The sequence below is a fragment of the Bacillus sp. DE0042 genome (assembly GCF_007680225.1).
Classification (GTDB): Bacteria; Bacillota; Bacilli; order Bacillales; family Bacillaceae_G; genus Bacillus_A; species Bacillus_A wiedmannii.
On record NZ_VEJP01000003.1, the window covers coordinates 159,962 to 185,366 of the forward strand.

The window sequence follows — 25,405 nt, forward strand, 5'->3', positions numbered from 1 at the left end:
TTCTCTTACTATTATTATAATTTTATATAATACATGATATGAAAGGGGTTATATTTATGAAAACAGCAATCTACCTAAGAAAATCCCGCGCTGATCTTGAAGCTGAAGCCCGAGGCGAAGGAGAAACATTAGCAAAACATCGAACTACCCTGCTGAAAATTGCCAAGGAAATGAACTTAAATGTTTTATCTGTCCGTGAGGAAATTGTTTCTGGTGAGAGCTTAGTGAAACGCCCTGAGATGTTAGCACTACTTGAAGAAATTGAAGACAATAAATATGATGTTGTTCTTTGTATGGATATGGACCGTTTAGGTCGTGGTGGTATGAAAGAGCAAGGAATCATTTTAGAGACGTTTAAACGCTCGAATACAAAGATTATGACGCCTAGGAAGACTTATGACCTTAATGATGAATGGGACGAAGAATACAGCGAATTTGAAGCTTTTATGGCTCGTAAGGAGTTAAAGATTATTACACGACGTATGCAACGAGGTCGCGTCGCCAGTGTAGAGGCTGGGAATTACCTTGGTACACATGCACCATTCGGATATGATATCCATCGCTTAAATAAGCGAGAACGTACTTTAACGATTAATCCAGAAGAAGCTTCAGTTGTAAGAATGATATTTGATTGGTATGCAAATGAGGATATGGGGGCTAACGCAATCCGAAGCAAGTTAAATGATCTTGGCTACAAAAGTAAGTTAGGTAATGAATGGAACCCCTACAGCATCTTAGATATGTTAAAGAACAATGTGTACATCGGAAAAGTGACGTGGCAAAAACGAAAAGAAGTAAAACGTCCTGACGCTATAAAAAGAAGTTGTGCCCGTCAAGATAAATCAGATTGGATTATTGCTGATGGAAAACATGAGCCAATCATACCTGAAAGCTTGTTTGAACAAGTGCAAGAAAAATTAAACTCAAGATATCACGTTCCTTACAATACGAACGGCATTAAAAACCCTCTAGCTGGTATTATTAAATGCGCTAAATGTGGTTATAGTATGGTCCAACGTTATCCTAAGAACCGAAAAGAAACTATGGATTGTAAACACCGTGGCTGTGAAAACAAATCAAGCTACACTGAATTAATCGAGAAGCGTTTACTCGAGGCTTTAAAAGAATGGTATATCAATTATAAAGCTGATTTTGAAAAACATAAGCAAGATGACAAATTAAAAGAGACACAAGTTATTCAAATGAATGAAGCTGCATTACGCAAGCTTGATAAAGAATTGGTGGATGTCCAAAAACAAAAAAATAATTTACATGATTTATTAGAACGTGGTGTTTACACAGTCGATATGTTTTTAGAACGTTCGAATGTAATTTCTGATCGCATTACTGAAATTACTTCCACGATGGAAAACTTAAAGAAAGAAATTAAAACAGAAATTAAGAAGGAAAAAGTGAAGAAAGATACAATACCTCAAGTGGAGCATGTTCTAGATCTATACTCTAAAACAGATGATCCCAAAAAGAAAAACAGCCTCCTAAAGTCGGTTTTAGAAAAGGCTGTTTATAAAAAGGAAAAGTGGCAAAGGCTCGATGATTTCGAACTTGTTCTTTACCCTAAGCTCCCTCAAGATGGCGACATATAAGCGTTTATGCTTTGTCATCACCTTGTTGGTGTAATTAGATTTACTCCATTCAGCCCTAAAGCATCATTCGTCGAAACAGCCAATACGACAGGCTTGCCATTTCTTAACGTCGCTTTCGCTGCCATTAGTACTGGAGAGTCTGTCATTGCATTTGCAAATTTACTCATAGAATTTCCTGTTAGTGGTGCAATTACCATACAATCTAGTGGAATTTTAGGTCCTAGTGGTTCTGCGCCAACGATTGAATTAATTGCTTTAAATCCTGTTACTTCTTCAATCTTTTTAATCCACTCTGCTCCTTCTCCAAATCTCGTATTTGTTGATTGAACAGTATAAGAAACAACGGGGCGTACTTCTGCTCCCTCAGCAATTAATTTTTCTAAATGAGGCATTACTTCTTCGTACGTACAATGTGAACCAGTAAAACCAAACCCTATTCTTTTCCCTTTTAAATTCATTCCCCATTCTCCTTTCTTGCTATTACGTCTTCTGCTAGTAACTGAGAAAGAACGTTCGCTAAAATTTGTCCTGCTGTTTTTGGAGCAACAATACCTGGTAATCCAGGTGCTAACAGCGCTTTGACTCCTCTTTTTTCCGCATATCTAAAGTCGGTACCGCCTGGTTTAGAAGCTAAATCAATTACTAACGTATGAGCCGGCATTTTCGAAATAACATTCGCTGTCACGACGAGATGCGGAATTGTATTAATGACAATATCGATATTTCCTACTTCTTTCTCAATATTTTGCATATGAAAAGGAGAAAACATCATTTCTGTAATACGTGCAATATGTTCCGATCGTCTTGCTCCAACTTTGACATGGGCTCCTAATGATTGAAATGCTCTGGCAACACTCATCCCTGTTCTACCAAATCCTAAAACCATTACATTGGAACCATGAATTGTATAGTCGGTATGTTGAATTACCATCATTAATGTACCTTCTACAGTTGGAATAGAATTGTAGATTGCCACATCATCACGATCAAATAATTTAACAAGTTTGCGGTTTGTAGTAGATACGAGATTTTCCAAGTAAGGCGTACCAATACCTGAATATATAGTAAAATGTTCTGGTGTATTTTCAATTTGTTCTTTCGTTATAGAAACTTTTTCGTTTGAAAAAATAGTATCTACTTCTCCCTTGGCATTTGTACCTGCAACTGGCAAAATAATTGCATCTACAGAAGTGAAATCTAAATTTTGTATACTTTCTTTTGCTGCCCCTGTGAAGCCATGATCTAACTGATCAAACCCTATCAATGAAAGTTTCGCATCCAATTCAACTAGCTTGCGAATTACTTCTAGCTGTCTTGCATCTCCTCCTATGACAGCAATATGCATCTCAGTCAACATTCCCTAATTCACCTTCTTTTTCTGTCATTTATAAGAAAAGTGCCTACTTTTTCTTTTTCCTCCACATCATATGTAATGTACGAGTTTTAGGTGATTGAAAAACGAAAGCACGTATGATTTATCCCGCTATTTGTATGCAGTTAGGCCTCCATCTCAACATTCGACATATGAGAGGACATTATACGGGAAATTGATTTCCGGTAAACGCTCGATTCATGTGAGCTTTTACTCAGAAGAGAATGAACAAAAAAAAGATGACCAAAATGGCCACCTTTCACTCCGAATTTGAATGATCCGTAATATCACAAAGGATCATATCGTGCCCTACTTTCTTAATTTGGCTCCACTTGACTCTTACTTCTTGTGGTTCCTTTTTAAAACCTCCCCATTTCCCAGCCGGTATGATAAGAGCCTGTATTTGGCCATCCTTCTCATCAATCTCTAAATCCACATAACCTAAAACTCCCATTTTTTCGGCTCTTTCTAAATTTACAATCTCTTTGCCACTTAATTCACTTAATCGCATACACTCTCCCCCTACCGAATTATGAATTTAAGTTATCCATAATTAGTACCTATTCTGTATATCAAAAAAAAATAACCGTATCTCTTTTAAAAGAGATACGGTTATTTTTACATACTTCATATAAAGCAATTATAGTTTTATTCCTTTTGGAAGTTTTCCATCTGGACTAATTAATGCTGCAGAGAATTCATCTGTAAACATGTTACGAATTAACTCATCAACATTTTCTTTTGTTACAGTGTTTACACTTTCAATAATCTCATCAAGTGAACGATGCTTACGAAGTAGCAATTCATTTTTACCATTACGGCTCATACGGCTATTCGTACTTTCTAAACTTAACATTAAGTTTCCTTTTAATTGCTCTTTACTATTAATAAGCTCTTTTTCTGTAATACCTGTATTTTTCAATGTGTCTAATGTTTCTTGCATTGTTTCATACAGTGTATCTAATTGTTGGCTACCTGTTCCACCATACAGCGTTAACATACCTGTATCTTCATAAGAAGAATGGTAAGAAAATACTGAGTAGGCTAACCCGCGTTGCTCACGTACTTCTTGGAATAAACGGCTACTCATACTACCACCTAAAACGTTATTTAATACAATTAAGTTATAAATATCTTCGTGTCCCATTTGTAAGCCTTTATATCCTAAACATAAATGAGCTTGTTCTGTTTCCTTTTTACGTGCTACCTTATTAAAATGGAAAATTGGGCTATGTACTTGTTCACGGTTTGTTGTTCCTTCATAACTACCGAAATATTGCTCTACCGTTTGTAAAAAGGCTTCATCAATATTTCCTGCAACTGAAACAACGACATTTTCAGGTGTGTAATGATCCTTAATATATTGGCGTAGCGTATCACCTGTAAACGTATCAAGCGTTTCTTCAGTTCCTAAAATAGGATATCCAAGCGGATGCGTTTCATATGTTGCTTTCGTTAACATATCATGCACAATATCATCTGGAGCATCTTCGTACATTTTAATTTCTTCACATACGACATTCTTCTCTTTTTTCAGTTCTTCCTCATCAAATGTTGAATTAAAGAACATATCTGCTAATACATCTAAAGCATATTTAGCATGCTCATCTAGCACTTTTGCATAGTAACAAGTGTATTCTTTTGAAGTAAAAGCATTCACTTGCCCACCAATGCTATCAAATGATTCTGCAATTTCGCGTGCACTACGTGTTTCTGTCCCTTTAAAGAACATATGCTCTAAAAAGTGAGAAACCCCATTATTTTTTTCATTTTCATTTCTTGATCCCGCATGGATCCAAATACCAATCGCAACCGATCTTACGGTTGGTATATTCTCCATAACGATTCTTACACCATTTTTACAAGTATATTTTTTAATCAAAAACTTTCCTCCTACTGCCAGTTTCTCTAAATAAGTGCTATTATTTAATGATAACAAGTTTAAGGATGAATGTCATGCAAATGTATTTAATCCACACGTTTTTCATCCAGTAATTCTGTTATATTCCCTACTTTATATCCTTGTTCCTTCAATTTTGTAATCATTGTATCTAATGCTTCTGCTGTAGATGAAGTTGGATGCATTAATACGATAGCACCTGGATGTATTTTTCTCATCACTCTCTGCAATAGTACATCTGGATCCGGTCGCTTCCAATCAATTGTATCTACAGTCCACATAATCGTTCCCATTTGGAAATCATCTGCAATTTTCACGACTTCATCCCGAAAACTTCCACTCGGCGGAGCAAACCATCTTACCTTTTGATTCGTAGCTGCTTCGATCATTCGATTTGTTTTTTGTAACTGATCTCGTATTTCATCAGAAGATAGCGTTTTCATATTAGGATGTGTGTAAGAATGATTTCCAACTTCTTGATTTGCATCGACAATCATTTTTGCAAATCTTAAATTTTCTTTCACCCAACGTCCTTCTAAAAAGAAAGTCGCTTTCACATCATGTTTTTTCAATATTTCTAATATACGAGGCAAATACTCGTTTCCCCACGCCACATTTATTGTTAATCCCACCATATTTTTATTTGGATGTCCCCTATAAATTGGGGCTGGTGATAAATCTTCTAAGTGGACACCCGGTGATACTTCCCTAAATTCCAGATATTTTTGATCAAATTTCTTTAGCTTCTTCATATTATTATAGGATGCTTCGATATCAACTTTTCTTCCATTATATCCTGGTGTTGCTTTCCATATTTTATCAATCATCGCATTTTGAGGTGCAATCTCATATTGTTTTGCATGTTTTTGAATTTCTTCATACAAATTATCCTGTGCAAAAACGGAATAAGAGCCTACACTGACATATAAAAAGAATATACATATGTATGCCAATATACGAGCTTTCATATAAACCCTCCCATTAACTATATAAAAACCTTTTTTCTTCTTATCTTTGTTAATTTGAGCGTTATAATGAAAACTATACCTATACTGACATAAAAATATATATAAACCATATTTTTTACATAACAAAAAAAAGCCAGTTTAACTGGCTTTTACTTATTGCTGCTCTTGTTTGTTTTCTTCTTTAGCAGCTTCTTTTTCTTGCTCTTCTTTTAGCAATACTTTTCTAGATAGATTCACGCGACCTTGCTTGTCAATCTCGATAACTTTAACTGTAATTACATCACCGATTTTCACAACGTCTTCTACTTTACCTACACGCTCAAGTGCAAGTTCAGAAATGTGTACTAATCCGTCTTTACCGCTGAATAATTCAACGAAAGCACCGAATTTCTCAACACGTTTCACTTTTCCTTCGTAGATTTCACCTACTTGTACTTCGCGAACGATATCTTCGATAATTTTCTTAGCTTTGTCATTCATTTCTTGATTTATTGAAGAAATGAATACTGTACCATCTTGCTCGATGTCAATTTTAACGCCAGTTTCTTCAATAATTTTATTGATTTGTTTACCGCTCGGCCCAATAACGTCACGGATTTTATCTGGGTTAATTGTCATTGTAATGATCTTTGGAGCATAAGCTGATAATTCAGTACGTGGCTCTGCAATAACAGATAACATATGATTTAGAATGTGCACACGACCAACTTTCGCCTGTTGTAATGCCTCTTCTAAAATTTCACGAGATAGACCATCGATTTTAATGTCCATTTGCAGTGCAGTTACACCTTTTGCTGTACCTGCTACTTTAAAGTCCATATCACCTAAATGATCTTCCATACCTTGAATATCAGATAAAATTGTGTAATGCTCACCAGTTTTAACTAGACCCATTGCAATACCTGCAACTGGAGCTTTAAGCGGAACACCAGCATCCATCATTGCTAAAGTACTACCACAAATACTTGCTTGTGAAGTAGAACCATTTGATTCTAAAACTTCAGATACAAGACGTACTGTATATGGGAAATCTTTTTCAGATGGAATTACAGGCTCAAGAGCACGTTCTCCTAGTGCACCGTGACCAATTTCACGACGACCTGGTCCACGCATCGGTCTTGTTTCACCAACACTAAATGATGGGAAATTGTAATGGTGCATAAAGCGTTTTGATTCTTCTACACCAAGACCATCTAAAATTTGCACATCGCCTAATGCACCTAATGTACAAATACTTAATGCTTGTGTTTGTCCACGTGTGAATAAACCAGAACCGTGTGTACGAGATAAAATACCAACCTCTGATGCTAATGGACGGATTTCGTCACCTTTACGGCCATCTGGGCGGATTTTTTCAACTGTAATAAGACGACGTACTTCTTCTTTTACAATTTTATATAAAATCTCACTTACTTGTCCTAATGTATCAGCGTCAGCTTCCTGCGCTTCGTAATGCTCAATTACACGCTTTTTCACTTCGTTAATTGCATCTTCACGTGCATGTTTCTCATGTACTTGAATTGCAGAATGCATATCCTTCTCAGACATTTCACGTACAGCTTGATTAAGATCAGCGTCAACTTCATAAAGTTTCACTTCTGTTTTCTCTTTACCTACAGCTTGTACAATCTCTTCTTGGAATGCAATTAGACGTTTAATTTCGTCATGTCCAAACATAATTGCTTCTAACATTGTTTCTTCAGGCACTTGATCTGCTCCTGCTTCAACCATGTTAATTGCATCTTTCGTACCAGCCACAACAAGGTGAATATCACTTTGTTCTTGCTGTTCTACTGTTGGATTAATAACGAATTCGCCGTTAATACGACCAACTGTTGCACCCGCGATTGGGCCTTCAAATGGAATATCTGAAATCGATAACGCTAATGAAGAACCAAGCATAGCTGCCATTTCAGAAGAACAATCTTGATCAACACTCATTACAATGCTGACAACTTGTACTTCGTTACGGAAACCATCTGCGAAAAGTGGACGAATTGGACGGTCGATTAAACGACTTGCCAAAATTGCTTTTTCACTCGGACGACCTTCACGTTTAATGAAACCGCCAGGAATTTTTCCGACTGCATATAAACGCTCTTCATAGTTTACTGTAAGTGGGAAGAAATCTACATTTTTTGGTTCTTTTGATGCAGTTGCTGTAGATAGAACCGCTGTATCGCCATATCTTACTAATACTGCTCCGTTCGCTTGCTTCGCAAGCTGACTTGTTTCAACTGTTAGCTGGCGACCAGCTAAATCTATCGAGAAGACTTGCTTTTCTTGACTCATTTAAGTACCCCTCTCAATTTAAAGTATTCAATTCTTCTATGTAAATGGATAGCATATCACAATATTCTACCTCTAGTATTACCGAAAATGAAGTAAGCTATAAAGGGTAGAAGATATATTTTTACCTAACAAAAAAGCGGGAATATTCCCGCTTCTTTGACTATCGACGTAAGCCAAGCTTTGTGATTAATTCACGGTAACGTGTGATATCGCTATTACGAAGGTAAGTTAGTAAGTTACGACGTTTACCAACCATCTTTAATAGACCACGACGTGAATGATGATCTTTCTTGTGAGTACGTAAGTGCTCGTTTAGAGTGTTAATTTGCTCCGTTAGGACAGCAATTTGAACCTCTGGAGAACCAGTATCAGTCTCATGAGTTCTAAATTGTGCAATGATTTCATTTTTACGCTCTTGTGTTAAAGCCATCCTATTTCACCTCCTATTAATTAAACCCCCAATTACCTAGCAAGCGTCGGTGAGTCGCAATGCCAAGCAATGGTTGTCATAAAGTACATAACATAGAATACTACTTTTCATTTGAAAAAGCAAGTATATTCTTTTCGTTCGCAAAATATTCTTGTGCTGTTTTCTTATCTTTTGCAATTTGTTCAACTAATTCATCGATGCCATTGAATTTCTTCTCTTCTCTTATACGCATATGCCACTCTACTGTAACATTTTGATCATATATGTCTTTGTTAAATTCAAATAAGTGCACTTCAATAGATAATTGACGCTCATCTTCTTTAAAAGTTGGTTTATATCCAATATTACATACACCATCGTACCATTCATCGTGAACTTTTAATCTCACTGCATAAACACCTACAGGTGGTAATAGATACTCATCACTTAAACCTACATTAGCTGTGGGAAAACCAATTTGGCGTCCACGCTTATCACCGTGTACAACCGTTCCCCCTACTGTATATGCTCTGCCTAAAATAGATGGAATTTGTTCCATTTCGCCATTTCGAATTAACTTTCGTAATGCTGTAGAACTTACTTTCTCTTCTTGAAATTCAACTTTTTCAATCACAGTCTGTGTAAACTCCCCTCTTGCATGAAATGGTAAAGTCTCCATCTTTCCTTTTCCTAAACGTCCATATGAATAATCAAACCCTGCTACTACATGCTTTACATTTAAACCAATAATATAATCATCTACAAATTGTTGTGGCAATAAGCCTGCAAACGATTCATCAAATTTAATAACATATAATATATCGATCCCTAAGTTTTCGACTATTTTTTCTTTATCACACATTGGTGTAATATACTCCGCATGCGCTTCCTTTTTTCCTAAAACAACAGATGGATGCGGATAAAATGTCATAACTGCACTTTTATATCCCCGTTCATCCGCTATTTGTTTCGCAGTTCGAATTACACATTGATGCCCTAAATGAATGCCATCAAAAAATCCTAATGCCATTACAGTAGGTGGTAATTCTAATTTATTTTGTTCATGTGGATGAGTTAAATGAATAAGTTTCACGCTTGAATTCACCTTTTTCTGTAATAATCCTTCCAATAATTCATTATAGCTTTAGTTCTTGATTATTCACAAGTACTTTCATCGGCTTTAGCATACCAGGGTGTTTTGGATGGTGCTCAAAAATTGCAAGGCAGCGATCATTTTTATCAAACACTGTTATAAATGGCGCTGTTATTTGCAATTCATTTTTTAAGAACATACCATTCTTTATTTTCTCTGCTTGCTTTTCATCTACAACCATTTTCGGGAACTTACTTAACGCTTCATCAATTGAAATGAAGATAGACTCTACTGTTCCATTTTGCACGTTTTCTTCAATTTCTTCAAATGATATGCAATCTTCTAATAAAAATTCACCAGAAGCTGTTCTTACAAGGTGAGACATATGTGATGGAAAACCAAGTTTTTCACCAATCATTACTGCTAACGTTCTTACATATGTTCCTTTACTACACGTTACACGGAAACGGAATGAAATATTTTCCCCCTCAAACACTTCACGGTCATCTAGTAATACAAATTCATGAATTGTAATTGTACGAACCGGACGTTCAACTTCTTGTCCTGCTCTTGCATATTCATATAATTTTTTCCCGTTAACTTTTACAGCTGAAAACATCGGAGGCATTTGTTCAATCGTACCTGTTAATGCAGCAAGAGCCCCTTCTACTTCCTTACGAGTAATAACACGATCTACATTTTTCGTTTCAACAACTTCACCAGAAGCATCTTCAGTTGTCGTTGAAAATCCAAGTGTTACTTCACCTTCATATGTTTTCGTCTCACTCGTTAAAAATTGTGCAATCTTCGTTGCTCGCCCCACACAAATAGGTAATACTCCTGTTACATCTGGGTCTAATGTTCCTGTATGACCAATTCGTTTCTCACGCAATATCTTTCTTAATTTAAATACACAATCATGTGATGTCATGCCTTTTGGCTTATGTAATAATACTACACCTTCCATATATGTTCACCTCATCATAATTCTTTCATAGTAATTATCCAAAATTTATTTTGCATTGAAAAAATGGATAGACAAATGTCTATCCATTATTCTTCACGTTTACCGTCTTTATTAATTTGATGTAAAAGTGTATCAATTCGATGACCATATCCGATAGACTCATCAAACTCAAAGGAAATTTCCGGTGTTTTACGAAGACGAATACGCTGACCAATTTCTGAACGAATGAAGCCTTTTGCCTTCGCTAAACCTTTTAATGTACTTTCTTTCTGTTCCTCATCACCTAAAACAGAAATATATACTGTAGCAATTTGTAAATCCCCACTCACTTGTACATCTGTTACTGTAACAAATCCAACACGTGGATCTTTAATTTTACGACTGATGATGTCGCCTAATTCTTTTTTCATTTGCTCGCCTACACGGTTTGCACGTAATTTCATAACTCTTCACCTCATTCAATACCATTCCAATTGTGTTATTGTACGTTCAATTTCAGGAAATGAATCGATGTACTCGAGTACACGATTCATTTCTTTTTCACAAATAACACGATTAGAGGATACAGAAACAATTGCAATTTCTGTACGTTGCCATACATCTTGATGCCCTACTTCTGAAACAGCTACGTTATAACGCTGCTTCACACGAGTTAGCACCCGTTGCAAAATTGCTCGTTTCTCTTTTAAAGAATGCACATCGTAAATCATACACTCGAATGAGAGTGAAGCGATAATCATCGCTTCACTTCTTCCATAATGTACGCTTCAATGATGTCCCCTTCTTTAAGATCATTATATCTCTCAATTGTAATACCACACTCATAGTTTTGTGCAACTTCTTTTACGTCATCTTTGAAACGTTTTAACGTATCAAGTTGTCCTTCGAAAATTACTACGCCATCACGGATAATACGCACGCCACTATCACGTGTAATTTTACCGTCAATTACGTAACAACCTGCGATTGTTCCAACTTTTGTTACTTTGAATGTTTGGCGTACTTCCGCTTGACCGATTACTTTTTCTTCGAATTCTGGATCCAGCATACCTTGCATTGCTGATTCGATTTCTTCGATTACTTTATAGATAATACGGTGTAAACGAACATCAACATTCTCTAATTCAGCTGTACGCTTCGCATTCACATCAGGGCGTACGTTAAATCCAATTACAATTGCATTAGATGCAGAAGCTAAAATAACATCAGATTCTGTAATCGCACCTACGCCTGTATGGATAATTTTAACTTTAACACCTTCAACATCAATTTTACGAAGTGACGCTGCCATTGCTTCTACAGAACCTTGTACGTCTGCTTTCACAATTAAGTTAATTTCTTTTACATCGCCTTCTTGGATTTGTTGGAATAAATCTTCAAGGCTTAATTTAGATTTTTCACCACGCTGAGCAAGTAACGCTTCTTGTGCACGTGATTCACCGATTTGACGAGCTTTCTTCTCATCAGCGAATGCCATGAAACGATCTCCTGCTTGTGGTACTTCGTTTAAACCTGTAATTTCAACAGGAGTTGATGGACCAGCAACTTTTACACGACGACCAATATCACTTACCATTGCACGAACACGTCCGAATGAAGTACCAACAACGATTGGATCTCCAACTCGAAGTGTACCGTTTTGAACAAGTAATGTCGCGATAGTTCCTTTACCTTTATCAAGCTGTGCTTCGATTACAGTACCAGTTGCATAGCGGTTTGGATTTGCTTTATATTCTTCTACTTCACTTACAAGAAGAATCATTTCTAATAAGTTGTCAATTCCTTCACCTTGAATTGCAGAAATTGGTACGAAAATTGTATCTCCGCCCCAAGCTTCTGGAACTAATTCATATTCTGTTAATTCTTGCATTACACGATCAGGATTTGCCGCCGGTTTATCCATTTTATTCACAGCTACAATAATTGGTACTCCAGCTGCTTTCGCATGGCTAATCGCTTCAACTGTTTGTGGCATAACACCATCATCAGCTGCAACAACAAGGATTGTAATATCCGTTACTTGCGCACCACGAGCACGCATCGTTGTAAATGCCGCGTGACCAGGCGTATCTAAGAATGTAATCTTCTTGTCATTTACTTCAACTTGGTATGCACCAATATGCTGAGTAATTCCACCTGCTTCGCCTGCAGTTACTTTTGAATTACGGATAGAGTCAAGTAGAGTTGTTTTACCATGGTCAACGTGCCCCATAATTGTAACTACAGCTGGACGCTCTTTTAAGTTCTCTTCATCATCTTGCTCATCGATGAATGTTTCAAATTCAGTTTCACTTACAACTACTTCTTCTTCTACTTCAATACCATAATCAGTAGCAATTAACTCAATTGTATCTTTATCTAAGTCTTGGTTAATTGTTGCCATAATTCCAAGCATAAAGAGCTTCTTAATAATTTCAGATGGCTCTTTGCTTAATTTTTTAGCAAGCTCACCTACTGTAAGGCTTCCAGAGAAAGTAACTTTATCTGGTGTTTCTACAGTTTGTGTTTGTTGTCTTCCAGCAAAGTTATCTTGACGTTTGTCTTCATTTCCCTTGCCTTTTTTCTTTTTCTTATTGCTGTTCTTTTTACTACGAACAACTTTTTCTTCTACTTCAAACTCATCTGCAACAGAAGGTTTTTCAGTTTGATACGCATTATCTAATTTATTTACTACTTCATCTTCTAACATTGTCATATGATTCGAAACCTCGATATTCATTTCTTTTAGTTTTGTCATAAGATCTTTACTTGAGATATTATGTTGTTTTGCATATTCATGCACTCGAATTTTACTCATACCTTCACCCCCGGTAATTTGTATCGAGCATGCTACGCAGCTTTTTCGCAAAGCCCTCATCTAACACAGCTACAACGACTCGCTCGTCTCTCCCAATCGCATGCCCTAATTGTTGTCGATTTTCGACCTTTCTCATTGGTACGTTGTAATACGTCGCTTTATCCGTGATGCGTTTTGTAGTATTTGCTGACGCATCTTCAGATAGCAATACAAGTTTTGCTTTGCCACTTCGTACTTCTTTTAAAACAAGTTCTTCACCCGAAATAATTTTCCGAGCCCGGTTTGCTAGTCCTAAAAACGATTTCCAATCGGACACTTATTTCGACTCCTTCTCAACAAGCTCAAGAAGCTCTTCGTATAGAGAACCGTCGATTTTCGCTTTTAGATGATGTTCCAAAACATTTTTCTTTTGGGCTTGAAGAATACTTTCTTTATCTTTTGATAAATAAGCACCTCGTCCTGATTTCTTTCCAGTTAAATCAATGGACACTTCTCCCTCTTTGGAACGAACAATGCGAACGAGCTCTCGTTTTGATTTCATTTCTTGCGTTGCAACACATTTTCGTAACGGAACTTTTCGATTGCTCATACTCATCACCTCTATTCGATTTCGTCTTCAACTGAATCGAATCCGAATGCGATTACGCTATCTTCTTCTGTTACAATACCAAGTTGTTTCGCATCAGACTCACTCTTAATATCAATTTTCCAACCTGTTAATTTAGCTGCAAGACGTGCATTTTGTCCACGCTTACCAATAGCTAATGACAGTTGGTGGTCTGGAACAACAACAGTTGTTGCTTTTTCTTCTTCATCTACAAGAACTTTAACAACTTGTGATGGGCTTAAAGCATTTGCAACATATTCTACTGGATCATTTGACCAGCGAACGATGTCAATCTTTTCGCCTTTTAATTCGTCTACAATGCGTTGTACACGTTGTCCTTTCGGTCCTACACAAGAACCTACTGGATCAACATCAATGTTCTCTGCATGTACAGAAATTTTAGAACGATCGCCAGCTTCACGTGCTACAGAACGAATTTCAACAGTTCCATCATAAATTTCAGGAACTTCCATTTCGAATAAACGTTTTAAAAGACCAGGATGTGTACGTGATACGTAAATTTGTGGTCCTTTTGTTGTTTTTTCTACTTTCGTAATGAATACGCGAATACGATCATGTGGTTTGTACTGTTCGTTTGGCATTTGCTCACTTACAGGTAATAAAGCTTCTACTTTCCCTAAGCTTACATAGATAAAACGAGCATCTTGACGTTGTACGATACCCACCATGATATCTTCTTCACGGTCACTAAACTCAGAGTAAATAACACCACGCTCTGCTTCGCGCACTCGTTGTGTTACAACCTGTTTTGCAGTTTGTGCTGCAATACGACCGAAATCTTTTGGTGTTACTTCAATCTCTAGTACGTCACCATCTTGATAGTTTGGATTAATTTGTCTTGCTTCTTCAACAGAAATTTCAAGACGTGGATCAAACACATTATCTACAACGTCTTTACGTGCTAAAACTTGAATTGTTCCCACTTCTGGGTTAAAGCTCACACGAACGTTTTGTGCTTGATTAAAATTGCGTTTATAAGCAGAGATTAACGCTGCTTCAATCGCATCAATAATAATATCTTTGCTGATTCCTTTTTCTGACTCTAATACGAGCAAGGCATCTAACAACTCAGTGCTCATGAAGATCCCCCTTCTAACTAAAACGTAACAGCAAGTCGCGCATTTGCAACTTTATCCATTGGAATTTGGATTTCTTTTTTACGTGTTTTAATTGTTAATAATAATGTAATTGTAGTACCATCGTAGGAAAGTAGCTTTCCTTCAAACATTTTTTCACCATCAATCGGCTCATATGTTTTAATTGCCACTTGTTTTCCTACCGCTTGCTGGAAGTCTTTCTCTTTCTTTAATGGGCGTTCCGCTCCAGGAGATGATACATCCAAAAAGTAAAGATGAGGAATTGGATCCTCTTTATCTAAAGCTTCGCTTAAACGTTCACTTACCGCACCGCATTCTTCAATGTCGACTCCCTTTTCAGAATCGATGAATACGCGTAAGAACCAGTCTTGTCCTTCTTGCACATACTCTACATCTACAAGTTCAAGATTTAACTCTTCAACGATTGGCTGCGCAAATGCTTCTACAACTTCTGTGACTTTCTTATCCATAAACAGCCTCCTTCCTGCCGCCATGTACCATTTACAAGAAAAGACCCCGTCCATAAAAACGGTCCATCTTATTCTTTCTCGTTAGCTAACAAAAGCCCCTGCCGTTAAGCAGGGAATATCTGTCTTAGTATTACCAAATTTAAGAAGTAAAACTTGTAACAAAATATGTATATACGACAGAAATTTCTTACCTCTCCACATCAATAAAACGTAGATAGTAACACGAAAGAGTGGGTTTCCCCACTCTTTTTTTTACACAATATACATGACATGGTTATCTCGGTTAATAGTATACCATAGCAAATGTTGATTTGCAAAGACTTTTCCTACCTATTAGAACAGTGATAACTGGTTTTGATCAGGTAGATCGCCTAAGCAACCTTGACTATCTAAATACTCAATAATTGTTTTCGAAACCTTACTGCGCTGCTGTAAATCTTCTTTTGATAAGAAATCTCCATTTTTGCGTGCTTCTACAATACTTAAAGCTGCATTTGTACCAAGTCCAGGCACTGCATTAAATGGAGGAATTAAAGTATCCCCATCAATAATAAATTCTGTTGCATGCGAACGGTATAAATCAACCTTTTGGAATGAGTATCCACGCTCACACATTTCAAGTGTCATTTCTAGTACTGTTAATAAACTTTTCTCTTTCGGCGCTGCATCCAAACCTTTTTGCGCAATTTCATCAATTCTTGCACGTATAGATGCTGAACCTTTCGCCATCGCCTCTATATCAAAGTCATCTGCACGAACTGTAAAGTATGCCGCATAGAATAGAAGCGCGAAATGTACTTTAAAGTATGCAATACGTACAGCCATAAGTACGTAAGCAGCCGCATGGGCTTTAGGGAACATGTACTTTATTTTCTTACATGAATCAATATACCAACCTGGTACATTATTACTTTTCATGTCATCTTCCCATTCTTCCGGTACACCTTTACCTTTACGAACTGACTCCATGATTTTGAAGGCTAATGATGGGTCTAAACCTTGATAGATTAAATATACCATGATGTCATCACGACAACCGATAACTTCACTCAGCGTACATGTACCGTTATAAATTAACTCGTTTGCATTACCAAGCCATACGTCTGTACCATGTGATAGTCCAGAAATTTGGACTAACTCAGAGAATGTCGTAGGTTTCGTCTCTTCTAACATCTGCCTTACGAATTTCGTACCAAACTCTGGTATACCAAGCGTACCTGTTTTACAGTTAATTTGTTCTTCCGTTACCCCTAACGATTCCGGGCCCGAGAAAATTTTCATTACTTCCGGATCGTCTGTTGGGATTGTTTTCGGATCAATACCACTTAAATCTTGTAACATACGAATAACAGTCGGATCATCGTGTCCTAGTATATCAAGTTTCAATAAATTATCATGAATGGAGTGGAAATCAAAATGTGTCGTTCTCCACTCAGCCCCTATTGAATCTGCCGGAAACTGAATTGGTGAGAAATCAAAGATATCCATGTAATCTGGCACAACGATAATACCACCTGGATGCTGTCCGGTTGTACGTTTTACGCCCGTACATCCTGCTACTAAGCGGTCAATCTCTGCATTTCGAATCGTTAAATTATGATCATTTGCATAACCTTTTACATATCCATAAGCCGTTTTTTCCGCAACTGTACCTATTGTACCCGCACGGTATACATAATCTTCACCGAACAGTACTTTCGTATAGTTATGGGCACGTGGCTGGTATTCCCCGGAGAAGTTCAGATCAATATCGGGTACCTTATCTCCTTTAAATCCAAGGAACGTTTCGAACGGAATATCATGTCCATCTTTCACGTATGGAACATTACATGCAGGACATTCTTTATCCGGCAAGTCAAAACCAGAACCTACAGAACCATCATTAAAGAATTCTGATTGCTTACACTTCGGACATACATAGTGTGGTGGTAATGGGTTTACTTCTGTAATTTCCATCATCGTTGCAACGAATGATGAACCTACCGATCCACGCGAACCTACTAAATATCCGTCTACTAATGATTTTTTTACGAGCTTATGTGAAATTAAATAAATTACGGCGAATCCATGCCCAATAATACTTTTTAATTCTTTTTCTAAACGCGCTTCTACAATTTCAGGTAACTCTTCACCATAAATGCTACGCGCCATTTTATAACTCATGTCACGCGTCTCATCATCTGCACCTTCAATTTTCGGTGTATATAGATCATCTTTCACTGGATGAACATCACCAATTAATGATGCAATCTTCTGTGTATTCGTTACAACAATTTCTTTCGCTACGTCTTCACCTAAGAATGAAAAACACTCTAACATTTCATCCGTTGTACGGAAATGTACAGGTGGTAAAGAATGTCGGTTTAACGGATTGGCTCCGCCCTGCGAACTGACTAAAATTTTGCGATACATCGCATCCTCTGGATCTATATAATGCACGTTTCCTGTAGCAACAACTGGTTTATCTAACGTCTCACCTAGTTTTACTAAGTTAGAAATAATTGTTTTTAATTGTCCCTCATCTCGAACAAGTTCACGTTCTACTAAATGACGTAACACCTCTGGAGGCATTACTTCAATATAATCATAGAACTGCGCAATTTCTTCTACCTCTTCAGGAGCTTTTTGCATCATCGCCTCAAACACTTCACCTTTATCACAAGCCGTTCCTACTAAAATTCCTTCACGATATTTTTTTAATAGTGACCTTGGTACTCGTGGTACACGATAAAAGTAATTTAGGTGAGAATAGGAAACAAGTTTATATAAATTTTTCAACCCTACATCTGATGTGGCAAGTAACGTCATATGACTTGGACGTCCACGCTTATACGCATCCCCTTGCCCCATGCTATCATTTAATTGATCGTGATATTCAAATCCCTTTTCAATCACATCTTTTAACATTTTCACAAGTAAGTATCCCGTTGCTTCTGTATCATAAATCGCACGGTGATGTTGCGTTAATTCAATATCAAGCTTTTTACACATCGTATTTAATCGATGGTTTTTCATTTCCGGGAATAAGAATCTTGCAAGTTCTAACGTATCAATAACAGGATTATTCGTTTTTTCTAGTCCAGCCTTTTTAAAACCTACGTTAATAAAGCCCATATCAAAACTTGCGTTATGAGCAACAAGTGTATGGTCGCCCATCCATTCTTCAAACTTTTTAAACACTTCGTCCACTTCTGGTGCATCCGTTAACATATCATCTGTAATACCTGTTAATTCAATAATCGTCGCAGATAATGGTTGATGTGGATTTGCGAAAGATTCAAAGCGGTCAATAATTTCGCCACCTTTTACTTTTACAGCCGCTAACTCGATAACAGTATCATATACAGCTGATAAACCTGTCGTCTCAACGTCGAAAACAACATACGTTTCCTCAGCAAGTAAACGATGCGCTTCGTTATATGCAATCGGTACACCATCATTAACTAGATTCGCTTCTACACCATATATAACTTTAACCCCAGCCTTTTTACCCGCAGAATATGCCTCTGGGAAAGACTGCGCAACAGCATGGTCTGTAACAGCGATTGCCTCATGTCCCCATTTACCCGCTTGGGCAACAAGTCTAGAAACAGGAGTAACAGCGTCCATTTGGCTCATCGGTGTGTGAAGATGCAGCTCTACACGTTTTTCACCTTCTGGCGCTTTATCTTTACGAGACGGTCCTGTTATTTCATTTATATCATTTGCAATCATTACTAAATCTCGAACGAATGTATCATTTTGAACAGAACCACGCGCTTTCACCCACATTCCTTTTTTCAAGGATTGCAGCATTGGAATATCTTCTTTGTCACGCGAGAACATTTTGATCATAATTGAATCCGTATAGTCTGTTATTTTTAAAGTTAATAACGTACGGCCACTACGCAGCTCTTTCGTTTCTACATGGAAGACGTACCCTTGAACTGTTTTTCTTCTTTCTTCATCTTGAATTTCTCGCATCGGTGTAATCTCTTCATCCGGCTTAATAAGATATCCGAGTACAACCGGTCCTTCATGCACAACGCTACTTTCTTCAGCTTGCTTCTTCGCCATTTCTTCCATAGCTTGTATAACACGTTCACGATCTTCTTGCTGCGTTTGCTCACGAAACTTTTGCATTTCTTCTGTATTTTGCTGTATATGTGTGTCTAACTGAAAACGCGGGAATCCAAAAGTTTCGTATTGATCCCCTACTGGTTTCGCAACGTTTTTCTTTAAAGCAGTAGATTCCAGCTCATTATTCACATTTATTAGCAACTTCACTCCATTCACCTGCGGAAGCTGCTTCTTTAAGTAAGCAAACATAGGTGAAAATGTAATTCGTTCCGTACAAAGCGGCCAATACGCCCTCACTTCTTCTTCTGTAAATTGTTTATTCTCTGTTTCTAATGCAAATGTTGTTCTTGCAATATGAGAAAATGATTGCTTAAGCTTTGTTTCTAGCAATTCATATAATTCTGTAGGCAAAATACGTGGCACTTGTAAATCAAAATGCCAACTTTTATTCGATTTATCAATAACGAGCCTTTCAATACCACCACCTTGTAAATATTGATTTATAAGGTCGTCTGGTATTTGCAACTGCTGGAGCAAAATTTGAAATCGCTCTTGTTGTTCATTTGTTAAAGACATAAGCACTCTCCTTCCATTTGCTATTATAAATTGAAACGTACTACAAAGAAAGATTTCTCCCTACTTCTTTTACAAAATACGTTTACAAAGAAAGAGAAGGTACCTCATTACGAGGTACCTCTTCTTATTTTAAAATATTTGCAATGTATGTTTGAAGTTCTTCTACTTTCACTTCTTCAGACTCGCCTGTAGCACGTACTTTCACTTCTACAATACCTTCGTCTGCTTTTTTACCAACTGTCACGCGAACTGGAAGGCCGAATAAATCTGCATCTGCAAATTTAACACCTGCACGTTCTGCACGATCATCTAGTAATACTTCGTACCCTTGCTCTTGTAATGAGTTGTAGATGTTTTCACCCATTTCACGTTGCGCATCAGATTTCATATTTACTGGAATTACATGCACATGGAATGGTGCTACAGCTTTTGGCCAAACTAAACCGTTCTCATCATTAAACTGCTCTGCGATTGCTGCCACTGTACGAGATACACCGATACCGTAACAACCCATAATAAGTGGTTGTGTTTTTCCGTTTTCATCTAGGAATGTTGCGTTCATTGCTTCACTATAACGTGTTCCTAATTTGAATACATGACCAACTTCAATTCCGCGTGCGAAAAGAATTGTTCCATTTCCGTCTGGAGATCGGTCTCCTTCTTGAATGAAGCGTAAATCTGTATATTGACTTACTTTAAAGTCGCGTTCTGGATTTACATTTACATAATGGAATCCTTCTTCGTTTGCTCCTGAACATCCGTTAACAATTGATGCTACAGCATGGTCAGCGATAATTTCGATATCACCTGTTACACCAATCGGTCCTAAAGAACCAACTTCACAGTTTAATAATTCTTTCACTTCTTCATGAGAAGCAAGCTCAACAACTGAAGCGCCGTATACGTTTTTCACTTTTACATCGTTTACTTCATGATCACCACGAACAAGTACAACTACTAATTTTTCATCTACTTTAAATACCATAGACTTAATGCACTTGTCAGCTTCAATGTTTAAGAATGCAGATACTTCTTCAATTGCTTTTTGATCTGGTGTTGCTACTTTTTCAAGTGCCTTTTCTGCTTCATCACTCTTCGTATACGTAGCTACCACAGGAGCCATTTCGATGTTTGCTGCATAATTAGATGTATCAGAGTATGCAATTGTATCTTCACCAACTTCAGATAATACCATAAATTCATGCGTATCTTTTCCGCCCATTGCTCCAGAGTCAGCAATAACTGCACGGAAATTCAAGCTACAACGAGCAAAAATGTTAGAGTATGCTTTGTATAAGCGATCGTATACTTCATCTAAGCTCTCTTGTGTAGCATGGAAAGAGTATGCATCTTTCATTAGAAACTCTCTTCCACGTAATAAACCAAAACGCGGTCTTTGTTCATCACGGAATTTTGTTTGAATTTGGTACAATGTTAACGGTAATTTTTTATATGATTTCACTTCATCACGTACAAGATCCGTAATTACTTCTTCATGTGTCGCTCCTAATGCGAATTCACGAGCGTTACGATCTTTCATACGCATTAATTCAGATCCGTAAGAATACCAACGGCCTGATTCTTGCCATAATTCTGCAGCTTGCATCGCTGGCATTAATAATTCTACAGCTCCTGCGCGCTCCATTTCTTCTCGAACGATACGTTCTACTTTGTGTAGTACTTTTAATCCAAATGGTAGAAAACTATAAATACCAGAAGCATTTTGACGCATAAAACCTGCACGAAGTAATAACTGATGACTCTTAATCTCCGCATCAGCTGGAACTTCACGTAATGTAGGACTGAATACCATACTTTGTTTCATTTATTCGCACCTCTTCATTTTACTCTTACACGCAGTAAAACCCCTCACCTCGAGTTAGGTGAGGGATTTTATTCTACGAGCTCTATTTCATTATAAGTTTCACTTTATTTTACAAGAAAAACTTACGAATGTCATTCCAAGTTACAACTAACATAAGTAACATTAATAATGCAAAACCAATAAAGTGAACCATTCCTTCTTTTTGGCGGTCAATTGGTTTCCCTCGTAACGCTTCAATTAAGAAGAAGAACAAACGTCCACCGTCTAAAGCAGGGACTGGTAGTAAATTAAATAAACCAAGGTTAATACTTAAAACTGCTGCTAAACTTAATACACGCGTAAATCCATAATCTACAACTTGATCTGTTAGATTATAAATTCCTACTGGACCTGACAACTCATTAATAGAGAATTGACCAGTTACTAATTTCACAAGTGAATCAAAAATTAGTTTTGTCCATTGGTATGTTTGTTCAAATCCTGATTTAATAGAACCCATTACTGTTTTCTCTACTGGAGAGTAAACACCAATTCTACCTACTTCGTCTTTTCCTTCTTTATCGAGCGTTGGCGTTACTTTTACATTAAACTGTTCACTATCACGCTTTACTTGTAACGTAATTTCTTTATTTGGGTTTTCACGTACAATGGTAACAACATCTTTCCATGTACTTGTGTTTTTCCCATCGATTGCTTGAATTGTATCATTTTCTTTTAATCCAGCTTGCTCGGCTGCACTATTTTCCATTATTTTTCCGACCATTGGCTTGTCAACAGGAACACCTTGTACAAATCCAAGAATCACAAAAATAACAAATGCTAAAATGAAGTTCATTGCAGGACCTGCAAAGATTGTTAAGGCACGTTGACCCAATTTCTTGGAGCCGAACTGCCTATTATACGGAGCAATTTGTATTTCTTCACCAGCAGTAATAATACGAGCCTTTTCATTCACTCGGAATGTTTGAAGCTCTTCCTCGTACTCTTCATAGCCCGAAATTGTTAAATTATGCTCTAAATCAGCTTGTTCGACTTCAATGACACGAACATTTGGATACTTTTCATATCCATCAAAAACTAATTTCGCAACCTCGTCTTTTTCATTTAATACAAGGCCAACCTTTTTTCCAGGCTTTAACTCAACTGTGTCTGCATCTTCGCCAGCCATTCTTACATAGCCACCAAGAGGCAGTAATCGAATCGTATACACCGTTTCATTCTTTTCAAATGAGAATATTTTCGGACCAAAACCAATCGCAAACTCACGGCATAAAATACCTGCTCTTTTTGCGAAATATAGATGCCCTAGCTCATGGAAAAATACGAGTGCACCGAAAATTAATATAAAGGCAATCGCTGTATTCAATTCCATAACCACCTTTGCTAAATTTGTTCCATCACAAACCGTCTTGTGGCTGCATCAATTTCCAGAATTTCCTCTAAGCTCGGACGTGCAATGACATTGTGATGGTTCATTGCTTTTTCAATGAGGTCTTCCACTGTTAAGAAACCAATTCTCTTTTGTAAAAAAGCTTCAACAGCTACTTCATTCGCTGCGTTCATTACAGCTGGCATACTTCCACCTGTTTTTCCAGCTTCATACGCAAAACGTAGGCAACGGAATCGTTCTTGGTTCATTTTCTCAAAATGCAACGTCCCTATTTCCCATAAGTTTAACTGTTTTGTGTCTGATAGAGGCAATCGATCAGGATATGTAAGTGCGTATTGAATTGGTACTCGCATATCAGGTGAGCCAAGCTGTGCCATTACACTACGATCTTCAAATTCAACCATAGAATGGATAATACTTTCTTTATGTAAAACAACATCGATTTGCTCATAAGGGATACCAAAAAGCCAATGTGCTTCAATTACTTCTAGCCCCTTATTCATCATTGTAGCAGAATCAATTGTAATTTTCGAACCCATTGACCAGTTTGGATGTCGAAGCGCATCTTCTACGGTCACATGATGCAATTCATCTCTCGTTTTATCACGGAAACTTCCACCGGAAGCCGTTATAATTAGTCGAGAAATTCTTTTTTCATTTTCACCATTCAAACATTGAAAAATAGCTGAATGTTCACTATCTACTGGAAGTAACGAAACATTATGTTTTCGTGCCGCTTCCATTACAAGATGCCCTGCAGTTACTAACGTTTCTTTGTTTGCAATTCCAATTGTTTTTTTCGCCTCAATTGCACGAAGTGTTGGTAACAACCCTACGCTACCTACAACAGCATTTACTACAATCTCCGCATCTGGATGTAATGCTACTTCTAAAAGCCCTTCACTACCATATACAACTTTTGTATTACCAGAGACAGCTTGTAATTTTAAAACATCTTCCTCTCTTTGCACAGAGACGATTTGCGGAGAAAATTCTTGAATTACCTTTACTGCGTAGTCAATATTTTTCCCTACAGAAAAAGCAACGAGACGGAATTGGTCTGGGTGCGAGCGTAATACATCTAAAGTTTGTGTACCAATTGATCCGCTTGCACCTAATAAACTAATGTTTTTCATGACTCCAACCCCTCGTTCATTTATTAATTGTATTGTAATAAGAAGTAGAGAATTGGTAAAACGAATAACCAACTATCTGTTCGATCTAATATACCACCATGTCCAGGTAAAATTGTACCTGAATCCTTTACGCCATAATGACGTTTAAATGCAGATTGTACTAAATCACCAATTTGTCCAAAAATAGAAATGATAATTGTCAACACAATTAAAATCCCTACATTAGCCTCAACTGGGAAGAACATATTGTAAACAAGTGCCACAATAATTCCACAAACGATGCCACCTAACGAACCTTCAATCGTTTTATTTGGACTAATTTCTGGCCACAACTTCCTCTTTCCTAATGCCTTTCCTACGAAATATGCGCCTGAATCAGTAGCCCATATAACAAATAATGCACAAAACACATATTTAATTCCTAATATTCTCGTTTCATTCAAATATAGGAATCCCATTCCAACATATGTTGTTGCCATTAGTAAAAATGAAGCATTGTCAAAAGTAAATGTATTCTTAGAAAGGACTGTATATGATAAAAGTAATAAAACAATCACAAATGTGATTTCTAATTTACCTAATCCAATCTGCGTAAACAGTTCTGATGCACTACTTGGAATTAAAATAATCCATAATAATACTGCAGCTAAAACTGTTGGTATTGAAATAAGCGTAAGCTTATTCATACGAATTAATTCATATAAACCTATAGAAGCAAGTGCATACACTAAAACCGTAAAAGGCACGCCACCGTAAATTACGATGGGAATGAATAGCGCGGCAGCAACCACTCCAGTAATAATTCTCTGTTTCACTACCAAA

The 25,405-nt window shown here is 37.1% G+C and carries 21 protein-coding genes and 1 pseudogene; 1 reads left to right on the top strand and 21 read right to left on the bottom strand.

The window, feature by feature from the left end; translation table 11 throughout:
- Positions 1–56 precede the first annotated feature (56 nt).
- Positions 57–1,604, top strand: coding sequence for a recombinase family protein (locus FS802_RS14820; RefSeq protein WP_144525155.1), 1,548 nt, complete (start codon positions 57–59; stop codon positions 1,602–1,604).
- Between the two features lie 32 nt (positions 1,605–1,636).
- Here FS802_RS14820 and dpaB read toward each other — a convergent pair.
- From dpaB to cdsA, 21 genes and pseudogenes are all read right to left on the bottom strand, one after another.
- A pseudogene (dpaB, locus tag FS802_RS14825) lies at positions 1,637–2,062 on the bottom strand (dipicolinate synthase subunit B); the annotation flags it as partial.
- Entirely contained in the window at positions 2,059–2,961 is a 903-nt protein-coding gene (dpaA, locus tag FS802_RS14830; protein WP_000954740.1) for a dipicolinic acid synthetase subunit A, read from the bottom strand. The gene dpaA and the pseudogene dpaB, both read right to left, overlap by 4 nt.
- Positions 2,962–3,235: 274 nt before the next feature.
- Positions 3,236–3,487, bottom strand: a complete 252-nt coding sequence (locus tag FS802_RS14835) for a YlmC/YmxH family sporulation protein (RefSeq protein ID WP_098653385.1) — start codon at positions 3,485–3,487, stop codon at positions 3,236–3,238.
- Positions 3,488–3,616: 129 nt separating this feature from the next.
- Positions 3,617–4,858 carry a M16 family metallopeptidase gene (locus FS802_RS14840; protein ID WP_000593005.1) on the bottom strand — a complete coding sequence of 414 codons (1,242 nt, stop codon included), beginning with the start codon at positions 4,856–4,858 and terminating at the stop codon, positions 3,617–3,619.
- Between the two features lie 86 nt (positions 4,859–4,944).
- Positions 4,945–5,844 (bottom strand): polysaccharide deacetylase family protein, encoded by a 900-nt coding sequence (locus FS802_RS14845; protein WP_098653384.1) that lies wholly within the window; start codon positions 5,842–5,844, stop codon positions 4,945–4,947.
- A 153-nt stretch (positions 5,845–5,997) separates the two neighbouring features.
- Positions 5,998–8,136, bottom strand: coding sequence for a polyribonucleotide nucleotidyltransferase (gene pnp / locus FS802_RS14850; RefSeq protein ID WP_000076761.1), 2,139 nt, complete (start codon positions 8,134–8,136; stop codon positions 5,998–6,000).
- 160 nt (positions 8,137–8,296) lie between these two features.
- Positions 8,297–8,566 (bottom strand): 30S ribosomal protein S15, encoded by a 270-nt coding sequence (rpsO, locus tag FS802_RS14855; RefSeq protein WP_001229392.1) that lies wholly within the window; start codon positions 8,564–8,566, stop codon positions 8,297–8,299.
- A gap of 100 nt (positions 8,567–8,666) precedes the next feature.
- The gene (gene ribF / locus FS802_RS14860; RefSeq protein ID WP_000766716.1) at positions 8,667–9,638 is read right to left on the bottom strand and encodes a bifunctional riboflavin kinase/FAD synthetase; all 972 of its coding nucleotides are present in this window, start codon (positions 9,636–9,638) and stop codon (positions 8,667–8,669) included.
- Between the two features lie 43 nt (positions 9,639–9,681).
- The gene (truB, locus tag FS802_RS14865; RefSeq protein WP_000399354.1) at positions 9,682–10,605 is read right to left on the bottom strand and encodes a tRNA pseudouridine(55) synthase TruB; all 924 of its coding nucleotides are present in this window, start codon (positions 10,603–10,605) and stop codon (positions 9,682–9,684) included.
- Between the two features lie 86 nt (positions 10,606–10,691).
- Entirely contained in the window at positions 10,692–11,048 is a 357-nt protein-coding gene (rbfA, locus tag FS802_RS14870) for a 30S ribosome-binding factor RbfA (RefSeq protein WP_000776445.1), read from the bottom strand.
- 15 nt (positions 11,049–11,063) lie between these two features.
- Positions 11,064–11,345, bottom strand: coding sequence for a DUF503 domain-containing protein (locus FS802_RS14875; RefSeq protein WP_000582364.1), 282 nt, complete (start codon positions 11,343–11,345; stop codon positions 11,064–11,066).
- Positions 11,342–13,402: a translation initiation factor IF-2 gene (gene infB / locus FS802_RS14880; protein WP_000036353.1), complete on the bottom strand. Its 2,061-nt coding sequence runs from the start codon at positions 13,400–13,402 to the stop codon at positions 11,342–11,344. The genes FS802_RS14875 and infB overlap by 4 nt, the downstream gene beginning before the upstream one ends.
- 4 nt (positions 13,403–13,406) lie before the next feature.
- Positions 13,407–13,718, bottom strand: a complete 312-nt coding sequence (locus FS802_RS14885; protein ID WP_001286521.1) for a YlxQ family RNA-binding protein — start codon at positions 13,716–13,718, stop codon at positions 13,407–13,409.
- Complete coding sequence (gene rnpM / locus FS802_RS14890) at positions 13,719–13,991, bottom strand: RNase P modulator RnpM (RefSeq protein ID WP_000071127.1); 273 nt, start codon at positions 13,989–13,991, stop codon at positions 13,719–13,721.
- A gap of 11 nt (positions 13,992–14,002) precedes the next feature.
- The gene (nusA, locus tag FS802_RS14895) at positions 14,003–15,109 is read right to left on the bottom strand and encodes a transcription termination factor NusA (RefSeq protein WP_000102596.1); all 1,107 of its coding nucleotides are present in this window, start codon (positions 15,107–15,109) and stop codon (positions 14,003–14,005) included.
- 17 nt (positions 15,110–15,126) lie between these two features.
- Positions 15,127–15,597 (bottom strand): ribosome maturation factor RimP, encoded by a 471-nt coding sequence (rimP, locus tag FS802_RS14900; RefSeq protein WP_000359098.1) that lies wholly within the window; start codon positions 15,595–15,597, stop codon positions 15,127–15,129.
- Positions 15,598–15,930: 333 nt separating this feature from the next.
- On the bottom strand, positions 15,931–20,232 hold the full coding sequence (locus FS802_RS14905; protein WP_098653382.1) for a PolC-type DNA polymerase III: 4,302 nt from the start codon (positions 20,230–20,232) through the stop codon (positions 15,931–15,933).
- 124 nt (positions 20,233–20,356) lie between these two features.
- Entirely contained in the window at positions 20,357–22,057 is a 1,701-nt protein-coding gene (locus FS802_RS14910) for a proline--tRNA ligase (protein ID WP_098653381.1), read from the bottom strand.
- 109 nt (positions 22,058–22,166) lie between these two features.
- Positions 22,167–23,423 (bottom strand): RIP metalloprotease RseP, encoded by a 1,257-nt coding sequence (rseP, locus tag FS802_RS14915; RefSeq protein ID WP_001090237.1) that lies wholly within the window; start codon positions 23,421–23,423, stop codon positions 22,167–22,169.
- A 17-nt stretch (positions 23,424–23,440) separates the two neighbouring features.
- Positions 23,441–24,583 carry a 1-deoxy-D-xylulose-5-phosphate reductoisomerase gene (dxr, locus tag FS802_RS14920; RefSeq protein WP_000790369.1) on the bottom strand — a complete coding sequence of 381 codons (1,143 nt, stop codon included), beginning with the start codon at positions 24,581–24,583 and terminating at the stop codon, positions 23,441–23,443.
- 23 nt (positions 24,584–24,606) lie between these two features.
- Complete coding sequence (cdsA, locus tag FS802_RS14925) at positions 24,607–25,398, bottom strand: phosphatidate cytidylyltransferase (RefSeq protein WP_000813578.1); 792 nt, start codon at positions 25,396–25,398, stop codon at positions 24,607–24,609.
- Between the last annotated feature and the right edge of the window lie 7 nt (positions 25,399–25,405).